Source organism: Pseudomonas sp. RtIB026 (assembly GCF_016861355.2).
GTDB classification, from domain to species: domain Bacteria; phylum Pseudomonadota; class Gammaproteobacteria; order Pseudomonadales; family Pseudomonadaceae; genus Aquipseudomonas; species Aquipseudomonas peradeniyensis.
In genome coordinates, this window is record NZ_AP023348.2 from 4,230,902 (window position 1) to 4,244,396 (window position 13,495).

Consider the following 13,495-nt stretch of genomic DNA (forward strand, 5'->3'; position numbering starts at 1 on the left):
TCCTTTAGGTACGCAGTGGCTTGATCGCCATGCTGGTGTTGGGTGCCACATCGGTGGCCTGGGGTGCTGTTGCCGGGCGGCTGTTCCAGTGCGGCAGCAGCACCAGGGCGGAGAACAGCGCCGTGCCGGCGAAGACGATAAACACCGTGACGCTGTCGAAGTAGCCGGGCAGCAGGCCGCCGAGCACCGCACCCACCGAGCCGCAGCCATTGACGAAGCCGGCCGCGGTGGCGCCGGCCTTGGCCGTGCCGAAGTCGATGGCCGCGGCGCCGCTGATCATCGAGTCCGGGCCATACAGGGTCAGGCCCATCACAAACAGCAGGGCCACCACCAGCAGCACGCTGCCGCTGTGCATCGCCGCCATGAAACCGGCCAGGGTCAGGGTCAGCAGCACCAGGCTGATCACGCAGGCCGGCATGCGCCGGGCGCCGAACAGTTTGTCCGAGGCCAGGCCGATGAGAATCGGCCCGAGCAACCCGGCCAGTTCGAAGGCCGTGGGGATGATCGCCGCGCCGACCTTGCCCACCGACGGCATCTGCTCGAAGACGATCACCGGGCCCCACAGCAGGATGGCGTAGCGCGCAGGTTTGAGCATGAAGTAGGCCAGGCCCAGGGTCAGCACCGTGCGGTTGCGCAGGATCTCGCGCAGCGGCGCCCACACGCTGCACAGATTGCCCCCCGGGGCCATGCTCTGCGGCTCGGGCTCTACCGCCGGCAAGCCGACGTCCTCGGGCTTGTTGCGCTGGAAAATGAAGAACAGCACCGCCACCACGGCCACCACCACGGCGCTGGAGAAGAACGCCGCATGCCAGGTGCCGACCAGGGTGTAGGCCCACCAGCCGGCGAACGGCGAGGCCACCAGGCCGCCGAAGGCGTAGCACGAACTCCACAGCCCCAGCACCCGTCCGCGCTGGGAGGCCGGGAAGAAACTGCCGATGTTCTTGCACAGCCCCGCCCAGCCGGTGGACTGCGCCAGCCCCTGGATCAGCATGCAGGTGGCGAAGATCGGGAAGGTCGCGTAGCTGCCCATCACCACCGCGGCCGCCGCCGAGATCAGCAGCCCGCCCAGCACCACCACACGGGGGCCAAAGCGGTCGGCGAGCATGCCCCAGGTGAACTGGCCCACGGCGTAGGCGGCCAGGTAGATCGCATCGAGGTTGGCCATGGCGGCCTTGTCGAGCATGAAATTCGGATCCTCGCCGATGCCGAGCTTGGCCACTGAGAAGGCTTTGCGAGTGAAGTAGAAGGCGGCGTAGGCCAGCCAGGTGATCGCGAAGATCTGCACGCGCCAGCGTTTGATAGCGCCCAGGGATTGATTCATTGACTCTGACCTCTTGCTTGAGTGTGCCGGCAGAATGTGAAGAAACGCCTGTCTTGTTGTTGTGTTGCGCACTGCGTGACGGAGGGACGTCACCTGGTCAGATGGCGGTGGTGCCGCCATGGCCGACATGGCGCCGCTCGTGGCGGCGCAGCCGGGTTGAAACACATGGAAACAGCTGCTGACTGATAAATAAAATCGATTTATCGTATTTCACACATAAGCCCAGCTTGTAAGCGGAGTGTTCGATGTCGGTCTCCCATGCTCAACTCAAGGCCTTTCATGCAGTCGCCGAACAGGGCAGCTTCACCCGTGCGGCGCAGAAGCTGTTTTTGACCCAGCCGGCGGTGTCCGACCAGGTGCGCAAGCTCGAGGAGCGCTTCGGTGTGCTGCTGTTCCAGCGCAACAAGCGCTCGGTGCAGCTGACCGACCTGGGCGAGCGCTTGCTGGGCGTGACCCAGCGTCTGTTCGCCTGTGAGGCCGAGGCCGTGGAGCTGCTGCAGGACTCCCGCGCCCTGCACACCGGCAGCCTGACCCTGGCGGTGGACGCGCCGGTGCACGTGCTGCCGCAGATCGCCCGGTTCTGCCAGCGGTATCCGGGGATCCAGGTGAAGATCGAGACCGGCAATACCGACGAGTCGCTGGCCCGGCTGTTCAGCTACCAGGCGGACCTGGCCCTGCTCGGGCGCGATGTCGATGATGAGCGGTTGTTCTGCGTGCCGATGCGGCGTGACCCGATGGTGGCGTTCGTTTCGCACAACCATCCGTGGGCCAGCCGGGGGCAGATCAACCTGGCGGACCTGGATGACACGCCGTTGGTGCTGCGTGAGCCGGGGTCGGTGACGCGGCAGACGCTGGAGGAGGAAATGCAGCGGGCCGGGTTGCGGATCCGGCCGGCGATCCAGGTCGAGGGGCGTGAGGCGGCGCGGGAGGCGGTGGTGGTTGGGATTGGCGTGGGGGTGGTTTCGGCGGCGGAGTTCGGGGCTGATGCGCGGGTTTGTGCTTTGCCGATTGTGGATTGTCGGCGGCATTTGACTGAGACGCTGGTTTGTTTGAGTGAGCAGAGGACGCGGCGGGTGGTGGCTACGTTTTTGGAGATGGTTTTGGAGGGGCTTTAGGGGTGGGTCTGGGTCTGGGTCTGGGTCTGGGTCTGGGTCTGGGTCTGGGTCTGGGTCTGGGTCTGGGTCTGGGTCTGGGTCTGGGTCTGGGTCTTTGGTGATTGTTTTGGTTTTTGTATGCGCATTCGTAGAATATAACGACATTTAGGCACCTTTCCGCCCTTACGGCGGGTTACTTTGGTCTTGGCCAAAGTAACCAAAGCCGCCCCGCTCCGTTCATCCGGCCCCTACGCTGCGCTCCGGGGTTCCCTCGCTCCGTTCTTGCTCCCGGGAGGACCGCGCTGAACGCCCCATCCTGGGGCGCAGCGCTTGACGGCCATCCATGGCCGTCACCTCCCTTCGCAAGAACTCCGCTCGGCCTCCTGAAGTCGCAATTGGTGTTGCCTGAACTATTGCGCGCTTAGAAGCAAGAGCAAGAGCGAGAAACGCGAAGTTAGTTGTTTGACCATTAGTTATGTATTGGCTGTTCCGGCCCTTTCGCGGGGCAAGCCCGCTCCTACAGGGTTTTATATAACGGCGACTATTGCGTGGGAGCGGGCTTGTCCCGCGATGCGATCGAGAGATTAATTAAATTTGAACTAGCGACAGCTGCGCCAATCCAGGCGCCGCCCCTAACTTCGCGACTTCAGGAGGCCGAACGCAGGACTTGCGGAGGGAGGTGACGGGCATGGATGCCCGTCAAGCGCTGGGGCCCAGGATGGGCCCTGCAGCGCGGTCCTCCCGGGAGCAAGGCCGGAGTGAGGGAACCCGGAGCGAAGCGTAGGGCCGGATGAATGGAGCGCAACGGCTTTGGTTACTTTGGCCGCGGACGGCGAGTTAAGACCAAAGTAACCCGCCGTAAGGGCGGAAAGGTGAATAAGCGTCGACATCGCAAATGAATGCGCATACAACTATCAAAACAATAACCGCCCAGCCTCAGAAACCCAGAAACCCAGAAACCCAGAAACCCAGAAACAAAAAACCATGACAAAATAACCCGACTCCAACAGCAAGGCCACACCCGCCATGTTCTACCGCCTGGCCGCCGACACCCTGGTCCTGTTCCACCTCTCGTTCATCCTGCTGGTCCTGTTCGGCGGCCTGCTGGTGCTCTGGCGCCGCCGCGCCCTGCTGATCCACCTCCCCGCCCTCGCCTGGGGCCTGGCCGTGGAAGGCCTGCACCTGGAGTGCCCCCTGACCGACTGGGAAAACCACCTGCGCACCGCCGCCGGCGACGCCGGCTACCACGGCGGTTTCGTCGAACACTACGTCTGGCCAGTGATCTACCCCGCCGGCCTGACCCCACAGATCCAGCTGTGGCTGGGCACCGTCGTGCTGCTGCTCAACCTGGGGGTCTACGCCTGCGTGATCTGGCGCCTAGCGCGTCGCCACCACGAATAACCGCGGGAACGGCAACAACACCCTGCCATCGCTGGCCGGCGGATAGTCACGCTGCATGGCCTGCAGGTAAAGCTGCAGGAAACTCGTCTGCTCCTGCTCATCCAGCCGCGCCAGGTAAGGCCGCAGCGCCGAGCCCTTGAACCACTCCACCACCGCCTCGGCACCACCTTCCAGCGGGTGGTGATAGGTGGTGCGCCACACATCCACCCGCGCACACAGCGGGCTGAGCAGGTCGTAGTAGAAGCCGGCGTTGTGCCGCGGCGGCAGGCTGAAATCGGCGAACTTCCCGGCCCAGGGCCCCTGGCTGGCGATCTCGCGCAACCGGCGGTGCGCCGGCTCGTCGAGGTTGTCGGGGGTCTGCACGGCCAGGCTGGCGCCATCGCCCAATTGCCGCACCAGATGCGGGTAAAGGCTGGCATGATCCGGCACCCACTGCAGCGACGCGTTGGCAAGGATCAGGTCCTGGGGCTCGTGGGCCGTCCAGCTGGCAATCTCGCCAATCTCGCAGCGCACCCGCGGAATGCTCAGGCGTGGCCGCTGCCGGGCCTTGCCGATCATGTCCGGATCGCTGTCCAGGGCGACGACCTGGGCATCCGGACAGCGCTGCAGCAATACCTCGGTAGAGTTGCCCGGGCCGCAGCCCAGGTCCGTGGCATGCCGCACCGGACGCGCCGGCACGGCAGCCAGCAGATCGCGCACGGCGCGGGTGCGTTCGTCTTCGAACAACGAATACTGGGTGGCGGACCAGGCCATGGGCGACTCCTTGTAGGGCAATTGTGTGCAGCATAAGCCATGTCGGCATGTAGCAACGTAAGGATGATCTGACTGGCAAAGGAGGCGATGCCCACAAATGAAAACGGCCGGTCCCTTAAAAGGGACCGGCCGTTGCCAGAGGCACTACCGCGATCAGTGACGCGTGGCGGTACGGATCTGGTGCACCACGCCCATCGCCACCACGATCGCCGCGGCGATGCCAGTGGAAATCACCAGGATCTGGTAGTCAGGCATGAAGGCCATGGTCACCAGGGCCGCCACGATGAACAGGATCACCAGGTAGGTCAGCCACGGGAACAGCCACATCTTCAGGCGCACTTCCTTGCCCTCGGCGATCAGCTTGCGGCGCATGCGCAACTGCGAGAAGGCGATCACCAGGTACACCAGCAGGGCGATCATGCCGGTGGTGTTCATCAGGGTTTCCAGCACGTCCTTCGGCCGCAGGGTGTCGCTGAAGTTGATCAGCGCGCAGAACACCGCCACCAGGCACGAGCCGATGATCGCATTCACCGGCACGCCGGTACCGGTGCGGGTGTACTTGAACAGGCGCGGCGCGTCGCCGCGCTGGGCCAGGGAGAACAGCATGCGCGAGGCGGTGTAGTGGCCGGAGATCAGGCAGCTGCTCACCGAAGTCAGCACCACGAAGTTCATCAGCAACTCGGCATACGGCACGCCCAGCAGCTCCAGGGTACGGCGGTAGGCACCATAGCCGGAAACGCCCAGGTGCGGGTCGTTCCACGGCACCAGGCAGACGATCAGGAAGATCGAGCCGACATAGAACAGGCACACCCGCCACACCACCGAGTTGGTCGCCTTGACGATCTGGGTGGCCGGATCCTTCGCCTCGGAGGCCGCAATGGTGACGATCTCGGCGCCAAGGAAGGCAAACATCACCCCCAGCAAGGCCCCGATCACCGTGGTGATGCCGTTGGGCATGAAGCCTTCGGCAGTCAAATGAGTGATACCGCGCACTTCGCCGAACTGCCAGATGTTCATCACCGCGGCGGTGCACACCACCAGGAAGCAGACGATCGCCACCACCTTGATCAGCGCGAACCAGAACTCGAACTCGCCGTAGTGCTTGACGTTGAAGAAGTTGACGGTGATCAGCAGCAGCGTCGTGGCCAGCACGAACACGTTGACGCTCACGTCGGGGAAGAAACCGTGCAGGATCTTGCCCGCCACGTAGGCCTCCCAGGCCATGAGGATCACCCAGTACCACCAGTACAGCCAGCCGATGGTGAAACCGGCCCAACGGCCAATGGCGCGGTCGGCGTAGGTGGAGAACGAGCCGGTGTCCGGCGAGGAGGTCGCCATTTCGCCGAGCATGCGCATGATCAGCACCACCAGGATGCCGCCGGCGAGATAGGCCAGCACGGCGGCCGGGCCGGCGCTGTGGATCACGCTGCCGGAACCGACAAACAAGGCGCCGCCGATCACCCCGGCGATCGACATCATCGTCAGGTGGCGCGACTTGAGCGAGGCACTGAGCTTGCTCTCGTGCCCATCCTTCGCGGTGGTGGATGTGGATGTTGCGTCCATCAGTTATTTACCCCGTGCTTCTTTTTATCCAAGGAAAAACTGTGAAACCCCGATGGTTATCGGTCTCACCTGTACATCAGTGCTACTGCGGGCAGGGAGGTGTGCGGAGCACACGCAGGCCATCCGTGGCGGCCTGCTTACGCGGCCAGAGGCAACCCTCTGGACGAACTGAACCATGCTGGGGACGGACGAGAAGCGTCCGGCCAGGCGAAAGGAAGGTGCGGGGCAAACCCCGACGGCAAAGCAGCGATGTTGTGATTATTCATGGCGCTGGTACGTGCTGTGTTGGCTATATCTGACACGTAATGTAAAAATGTCGAACACATAGGGCCATGCACAGCGGCATGAAAATCGCACTGCACTGTACAGGCCGCCGATGCAATACACCCGCGATACCCCCTGCAGGCACCCGAATGCTCCAGCTCCATCCGGACTCCTCCACCCCGCTGGTCAACCAGATCATCGACGGGCTGCGCGCGCTGATCGACGACCAGACCCTCAAGCCCGGGGCCAAGGTCCCGTCGATCCGGGCGTTCGCCTCGACCTACTCGGTGAGCACCTTCACCGTGGTCGAAGCCTATGACCGCCTGGTGGCCCAAGGGTTGCTGGTGAGCAAGGGCAATGCAGGGTTCTTCGTCAATCGTGCGGCGAACGAGTTGCTGGACAAGCACAACGTCGAAGTCGACACCAGCCGCCCCACCTTCAATTCCGAGTGGTACCTGCAGCAGATCTTCGAGATCCGCCAGTTGCCATTCAAGCCGGGTTGCGGCTGGCTGCCCAACGACTGGATGTACGAGGAGGGCCTGCGCCGCGGCCTGCGCCAGGTGGCCGGCAGCCCGCTGGAGCTGTCCGGCTACGGCGACCCCCTGGGCCTGCCGGAGCTGCGTGCGCTGACCGCGCAGAACCTGCAGCAGGAACTGTCGATCGTCGCCAACCCGGCGCAGCTGATGCTCACCCACGGCGCCAGCCAGGCCCTGGACCTGGCCGTGCGCACCCTGGTACGTCCCGGCGACGTAGTGCTGGTGGACGACCCCGGCTACCCCAACCTGATGAGCATCCTGCGCACCCAGGGCGCCACCCTGGTGGGCGTGCCTCGCACTCCGGCCGGCTACGACCTCGACCAGCTCGAGCGCCTGCTGGCCCACCACCGCCCCACGGCGTTCTTCACCCAGCCGCACCTGCACAGCCCGACCTGCTCGCGCACTCCGCTGGCGCAGCTGCACCGTTTGCTGCAACTGGCCAGCCAGCATGGTTTCCGACTGGTGGAGAACAACCTCTACGCCGACATGATCGCCGACCCGCTGCCCTGCCTGGCCAGCCTCGACCACTTGCAGCAGGTGGTGTACGTGGGCAGCTACTCGAAAAGCATTTCACCCAACGTGCGGGTCGGCTACCTGCTGGCCAACCCCGAACTGACCCAGCAACTGTTGCACCTGAAGATGCGCTCGGGCCTGACCACCTCGCAGGTGATGGAACGGGTGGTGTACGCCGCGATCATCGACGGTCGCTGGCGCAAGCACCTCAAGCGCCTGCGCCAACGCCTGGCCGAGGCGCACCAGGAAGTCGGCCGGCACCTGCACCGGCTGGGTTTCGAGCTGTTCATCGAATCGGATGAGGGGATGTACATCTGGACCCGCCATCCGGCGATCCCCGACAGCGCCGCGCTGCTGGATGATGCCCTGGAGAAAGGCATCATGCTCGGGCCCGGGCAGTTGTTCATGGTCGATGCCAAGGCCACCGGCTGGATGCGCTTCAATGTGGCGTTCAGTACCGATCCGGCGATGTGGGAGTTGCTGGAGAAGGTGTTGGTCAAGCACGTTCGCCGAGGTTGAAGTCAACACTTCTCATAAGCGCGGAAGTAGCCCGGCGCACTCACCTAAAGAGAGTGCGAAACACCCGCAGCCCTGCTCCGCCCCAGCCACGCATACGCCAACGCCAGCAACCCCAGCACCAGCCCGGCAAACACCGCCGCCACCAGCTGGCTGTAGCGCGCCAGCAGCGCCGGGAACCCCACCACCTCGCGGGTCACCTGGATATCGGCGCTGCCGTCGGCATCGCGGATGCTGATGCCGCCCTGGCGGATCTGCGAGTAGTCGGCGTCGAAGTACACCCAGACCTTGCTCTCGCTCACTCCGTCGATGGCCGGCAGGTCGATGCTGCTGGTCGGCGTCGGCACCAGCGTGTCATTGCCGGCGGCGTCGCGTACCTGCACCAGGCCCTTGGCCGGCAAGCGGATGTGCACGGCCTTGAGCGGCGCCTGCGCGGGGTTGTACAGCTCGATGAGCAGGCCGGTGCGGTGATCCACCAATCCGGCCTCGAACGGCCTGGCAAACAGCTGCAGATACGGGGCCTGGGCCAGATCGACCAGCTTGTCGATCTGCGGATGGCTGAGGGCACCAGCGCCGATCTCGCTGATCTGCGTGTGCAGCCGCTCGTACTTGAGCAGGTCGTTGGCCTGGCTGATACGCTCGCTGAACTGGCCCGGATAGGTGAGATGGGCGTAGGTCAGGCGCGCCTGCAGGCGGTCGTCGTCGCGCAGCACCGCATAGAGCGCGGCGGCGACGGTGACCAGGGCCAGCAGGCCCACCAGGGATTTACCGACTTTTTCCCAATTCACCTTGAGGGTTCCTTGTTTACGGGCGTGACGAGAGGCAAGGCAGGCAAGGGTGCCAAGAACACCGGGTTCGGGCAAGGGTTGGCTGCGTGTGATGAAGCGGTCTTGTGCGATGACCGAAATGTAAGCGTTTCCCTGTAGGAGCGGCCTTGTGTCGCGAAAGGGCTGCGTAGCGGCCCCTGGATTTCAGCGTCGATGCAAAGATCGCCGGGGACGCTTTGCGGCCCTTTCGCGGCACAAGGCCGCTCCTACAGAGGAGGTGATCGGCCGCATCAGCCCCGCGCCAGCAATCCCGGCACAGCCACCACCAGCATCGCCACCCCGGACAGGGTCAGCAGACTCAGCACGATCCGGCGAAACGCCAGTTCACTGATCCCCAGGTACAGCCGCGTACCCAGCAGCGTCGGCACTGCCATCGCCAACGCCACTACCGCGAACGCCGGCAGCAACGCCGGGGTCACCAGTCCGCTGCCCAGGTAGGTGAGCATGGTCACCGCCAGCATCGACAGGTTGAAGTTCTGGATCACCGCCCGCTGGGTGTCGCGCTCGAACCCGCGCAGGGTGCACCAGAGCGTCGGCACCGTGCCGGTAAAGCCACCGATGCCGCCCAGCACCCCACCGACCATGCCCACCGCGCCATCGGCCAGGCGCCCGCCCTGCAGACGCGGCAGGCGCGGCGCCAGCAGCATCAGTGGGCACCACACCACCAGCAGCGTGCCGAACACCGCCTTGAACCACAGCATGTCCAGGTAAGGCAGCACCCACACGCCCAGTGGAATCCCCGCCAGCCCGCCCAGCACGAAGGGCCACAGCAGCGTCCAGCTGAAGCCCCGGCGCACGCTGAACACGGCGATCAACTGCCCGGTAAGGCTACCGAACACGGTCAGCACCGCCGCCACCCGTGGCTCCAGCCCCCAGGCCCAGAACGACATGGCCACCATGCCGAAGGCAAAGCCCGACAGACCCTGGACGAAACCGGCGACGATGGCGCCAAGGGCGATGAGATAGAGCGGATCCATGTGGGCCCCCTGCGACGATCGATGACATCGGCTGGGGAGCATTCCCCACCCAGCAATGGGTGTCCAGCCCCAGGTTTGCGGCAACACCTTGAGCGTTTCTCGTTCGCAACACTGCAACATCTTGAAACAACTGGCGTTTGGCCATTTACCGCTTGGCACAGCCGTTGCTGACCTCTGTTCAAGGCACATCGCCGCTCCTCGAGTGGCAACAGATGCCAGTCTGCACAACACGGGGCATACGGCAATGAAGAAACCAGCTGCAACATCGACCCAGGTGTCCAGGTTGTCCTCCCTCACGGCACTGCTGCTCAGCCTGGGGCTGGCCAGCGCGGTCGCCGGGTCGCTCGACGACGTGAGCCAGCCACCTCCTACCGATCCTTCCGCGTACAGCGACCCGCCCGCCACGCCAGCGGCCCAGGCGGCGGCACTGGAGGCCCTGAAGTCGATGCCCGAGGCCAACGAAGGCTCGCTGGAGCTGACCAATGGCGTCTACGGCACCCGCGCCACCGTGACCAGCAACAACGTGCTGCCCCCTGCGTTGCAGACTTCGCGCAAGTACCCCACCAACGGCAAGCCCAGCCCCTTGTTCGGCGCCGAGCCGTTCACTCAGCAGCTGCTGCTGTTCGAAGAATTCGGCCCGGAGAAACTCGACCCGGCCACCCCGCCCTACGCCATGACCTTCCCGCCGCCCGTGATCGGCGCGGCCCCCGCCCAGGACCCCGACTACGCCGCCCGCAGCAGCCCCAACGGCAACGCCCTGGAAGCGTTCCTGACCCAGCCGGGGCTGACGCCGTTCCCGTCGCAGTACGCCAACGTGCTCGACCGCAACCCGTGGAAGGCGCAGATCGAGATGTTCCTCAACCGCAGCGGGGTCGGCTCGCCCGCCGAAGGCCGGCCGCCAGGAAAGGGCTGGTCGCACCAGCGCTGGAACGAGTTCTACCCCCAGGCCGCGTTCAAGACCGCCCAGGCCGGGGCGCGCATCAACCAGGGCCTGCGCGACCGCAAGCAGCTGCACAACTACGCCAAGGGTGAATTCGCCCCGGGCGGGCTGTACTACCAGACCTCCGACATCCCCACCACCCTGGGCACCACCAAGGGCATCGACACGCGCTTCCACCCGAAAATGCCCCTGCAGGGCCACAAGGCGCTGTGGACCTTCGACGGCACCTTCCCGGTCAAGCTGCTGATGGTGCGCTACGGCCAGCCGGTACTGATGCGCCACTACAACGCCCTGCCGATCGACCCATCGGCCAACAACGGCTTCGGCCTGCACACCATCTCCACCCACGAGCATAACGGCCACTCGCCGGCCGAGAGCGACGGCTTCGCCAACGCCTACTTCTTCCCCGGCCAGTATTACGACTACCGCTGGCCGATCCAGCTGGCCGGCTACGACACCATCAACACCCGTGCCCAGGACCCGCGCGCCGCCTTCCCCTGCGCGCCGGGCGAAACCCTGTACGTCAACGACGCCTCACCAGGCCTGAAGACCTGCGAGAACGGCAGCATCAAGATCCGCGGCGACTGGCGCGAGACCATGAGCACCCACTGGTTCCACGACCACATGCTCGATTTCACCGCGCAGAACGTCTACAAGGGCAACGCGGTGATGATGAACTACTACTCGGCCATCGACCGCGGCAACGAGGCCCTGCAGGACGGCGTCAACCTGCGTTTTCCCAGCGGCGCGGCGATGCCGTGGGGCAACCGCGACTATGACGTCAACCTGGTGATCGCCGACAAGGCCTGGGATGCCAACGGCCAGCTGTGGTTCAACCCGTTCAACACCGACGGCTTCCTCGGCGACCAGATCCTGGTCAACTGGCAGTACCAGCCCAAGCTCAAGGTGCGCGCGCGCAGCTACCGCTTCCGCATTCTCAACGGCTCGGTGTCGCGTTACTTCAAGTTCGCCGTGGTGCGTGAAATCGCCGGCACCAGCGGCGAGTTCAAGGGCCCGACCGGCTCCAACCTTTCCTACGCCCGGGTGCCGTTCCACATGATCGCCAACGACGGCAACATCATGGAACACGCCGTGCCGTTCGACGGCACCCTGGACCTCAACGGTGACGGCAACCTGCAGGACAACAACGCCATCATGCCGCTGCAGGGCATCGCCGAGCGCTACGACATCATCATCAATTTCGCCAGGAACGGGATCAAGGTCGGCGACAAGCTGTACTTCGTCAACCTCATGGAACACGAGACCGGCAAGGGCCCGAAACAGCCCATCGCCCTGGCCGACGTGCTGTCGGGCAAGTACAAGCCTGTGATCAAGCAGACCAGCAACGGCCCGGAATGGGATGGCGGCGACCCGGTGGTCGGCAAGTTCATGCAACTGATCGTGCAGCCCTACACCGGCCAGGACGTCAGCATGGACCCGAGCCTGTATGAACCGGCCAAGCCCGGCAAGGCTGCTGGCCTGGCGATGATCCCCCTGCCCATCGACCGCAACAGCGCCAGCGATCAGGTCAAGATCAAGGCCGCTCGCCACCGCGAGTTCATCTTCGGCCGCTCCGACGGCACCGACAGCACGCCCTGGACCATCAAGACCGACGGCGGCTTTGGCTTCACCATGGACCCACGGCGTATCAGCGCCGCCCCGCAACTGGCCAACGAAGCCACCGACGCCGGCTTCAGCGGCGATGGCACCCTGGAAGTGTGGAAGATCAAGAACGGCGGCAACGGCTGGAGCCACCCGGTGCACGTGCACTTCGAGGAAGGGGTGATCCTCAGCCGCGACGGCAAGGCGCCGCCGGAATGGGAAAAATGGGCGCGCAAGGACGTGTACCGCATCGGCCCGGATGCTGATTCGTCGGAAGAAGTGGAAATGGCCATTCGCTTCCGCGAGTTCGCCGGCACCTACATGGAGCACTGCCACAACACCCAGCACGAGGACACCTCGATGCTGCTGCGCTGGGACCTGGAACACCCCGGCCAGTTCCAGATGATGCCGACGCCGCTGCCCGGCTGGGATGGCGTGGAATACATCAACTCCGCCGCCCTGCCGACCTTCCGCACTGCCAGCAGTGGCCCCGGCAACGACAGCAACAAGCCGCCGGTGGCGGTGAACGACAGCGCCGCGACCATGGCCGGCAAGCCGATCGTGCTCAACGTGCTGGCCAACGACACCGATCCCGACGGCAACCTGCCGCTGAGCATCAGCAGCCTGGCTCAGCCCGACTCCGGCCAGGGCACGGTGAGCAGCAACGGCACCCAGCTGACCTATACCCCCCCGGCCACGGTCGCCACGGCATTCACCGCCAGCTTCACCTATGCCGCGCGCGACGCCAAGGGCCTCGAGTCGCTGGCGCCGGCCACGGTGAGCATTGCGGTCTCGCCGGCGGTACCGATGGACCAGATCCAGGTCAGCAGCGCCACGGTACAGTTGCGCAGCAACAGCCGCTGGACCTGGGAAATCGCCGGGACCACCTCGGTGGCCGCCGGCAACAGTATCCGGGTCTCCACCAACACCACCAGCGGGCCGCTCGACCTGGGCCTGGCGACCCTGACCACCAGCGGCAGCGGCGCGCGCTGGAAGTTGTCGGTGACCACTACTGGCAGCGGCCCGGCCTCGCCACCGGCGGTGACGGTGAAGTCGGCGCTGGGGCAGAGCGTGACGGTGCCGCTGAGTATCCGTTGATATCGCCAAGACCACACTGGGGATTGGCGTGGGAGCGGGCTTGCCCGCTCCCACGCTGTCCTTGCCTGTCCCCTGACCAGAGGGTAGAAC

At 65.0% G+C, this 13,495-nt stretch carries 10 protein-coding genes; 4 read left to right on the forward strand and 6 right to left on the reverse strand.

The window, feature by feature from the left end; genetic code table 11:
• Nucleotides 1-4: 4 nt before the first annotated feature.
• Entirely contained in the window at nucleotides 5-1,321 is a 1,317-nt protein-coding gene (locus tag PRtIB026_RS18770; protein WP_234563100.1) for an MFS transporter, read from the reverse strand.
• A gap of 245 nt (nucleotides 1,322-1,566) precedes the next feature.
• Here PRtIB026_RS18770 and PRtIB026_RS18775 point away from each other — a divergent pair, with 245 nt between their 5' ends.
• Nucleotides 1,567-2,436, forward strand: coding sequence for a LysR substrate-binding domain-containing protein (locus PRtIB026_RS18775; protein WP_203652321.1), 870 nt, complete (start codon nucleotides 1,567-1,569; stop codon nucleotides 2,434-2,436).
• Here the strand turns inward: PRtIB026_RS18775 and PRtIB026_RS18780 are convergent.
• Nucleotides 2,433-2,561: a hypothetical protein gene (locus PRtIB026_RS18780; protein WP_267812674.1), complete on the reverse strand. Its 129-nt coding sequence runs from the start codon at nucleotides 2,559-2,561 to the stop codon at nucleotides 2,433-2,435. The two genes, PRtIB026_RS18775 and PRtIB026_RS18780, sit on opposite strands and share 4 nt — an antisense overlap.
• Before the next feature lie 880 nt (nucleotides 2,562-3,441).
• Between PRtIB026_RS18780 and PRtIB026_RS18785 the strand changes: the two genes are divergently transcribed.
• On the forward strand, nucleotides 3,442-3,816 hold the full coding sequence (locus tag PRtIB026_RS18785) for a DUF2784 domain-containing protein (RefSeq protein ID WP_232855585.1): 375 nt from the start codon (nucleotides 3,442-3,444) through the stop codon (nucleotides 3,814-3,816).
• On the opposite strand, the gene tam is transcribed toward PRtIB026_RS18785, so the two are convergent.
• Entirely contained in the window at nucleotides 3,793-4,569 is a 777-nt protein-coding gene (gene tam, locus PRtIB026_RS18790; RefSeq protein WP_267812676.1) for a trans-aconitate 2-methyltransferase, read from the reverse strand. The two genes, PRtIB026_RS18785 and tam, sit on opposite strands and share 24 nt — an antisense overlap.
• 153 nt (nucleotides 4,570-4,722) lie before the next feature.
• Complete coding sequence (locus PRtIB026_RS18795) at nucleotides 4,723-6,132, reverse strand: amino acid permease (protein ID WP_234560700.1); 1,410 nt, start codon at nucleotides 6,130-6,132, stop codon at nucleotides 4,723-4,725.
• 413 nt (nucleotides 6,133-6,545) lie between these two features.
• On the opposite strand from PRtIB026_RS18795, the gene PRtIB026_RS18800 reads away from it, so the two are divergent.
• Nucleotides 6,546-7,964 carry a PLP-dependent aminotransferase family protein gene (locus tag PRtIB026_RS18800; protein ID WP_186715225.1) on the forward strand — a complete coding sequence of 473 codons (1,419 nt, stop codon included), beginning with the start codon at nucleotides 6,546-6,548 and terminating at the stop codon, nucleotides 7,962-7,964.
• Between the two features lie 44 nt (nucleotides 7,965-8,008).
• Here PRtIB026_RS18800 and PRtIB026_RS18805 read toward each other — a convergent pair whose 3' ends face one another.
• Nucleotides 8,009-8,749: a hypothetical protein gene (locus PRtIB026_RS18805; RefSeq protein WP_203652320.1), complete on the reverse strand. Its 741-nt coding sequence runs from the start codon at nucleotides 8,747-8,749 to the stop codon at nucleotides 8,009-8,011.
• 269 nt (nucleotides 8,750-9,018) lie between these two features.
• Nucleotides 9,019-9,765 (reverse strand): sulfite exporter TauE/SafE family protein, encoded by a 747-nt coding sequence (locus PRtIB026_RS18810; protein ID WP_203652319.1) that lies wholly within the window; start codon nucleotides 9,763-9,765, stop codon nucleotides 9,019-9,021.
• 244 nt (nucleotides 9,766-10,009) lie between these two features.
• On the opposite strand from PRtIB026_RS18810, the gene PRtIB026_RS18815 reads away from it, so the two are divergent.
• Entirely contained in the window at nucleotides 10,010-13,405 is a 3,396-nt protein-coding gene (locus PRtIB026_RS18815) for an Ig-like domain-containing protein (RefSeq protein ID WP_254464155.1), read from the forward strand.
• Nucleotides 13,406-13,495: the final 90 nt, after the last annotated feature.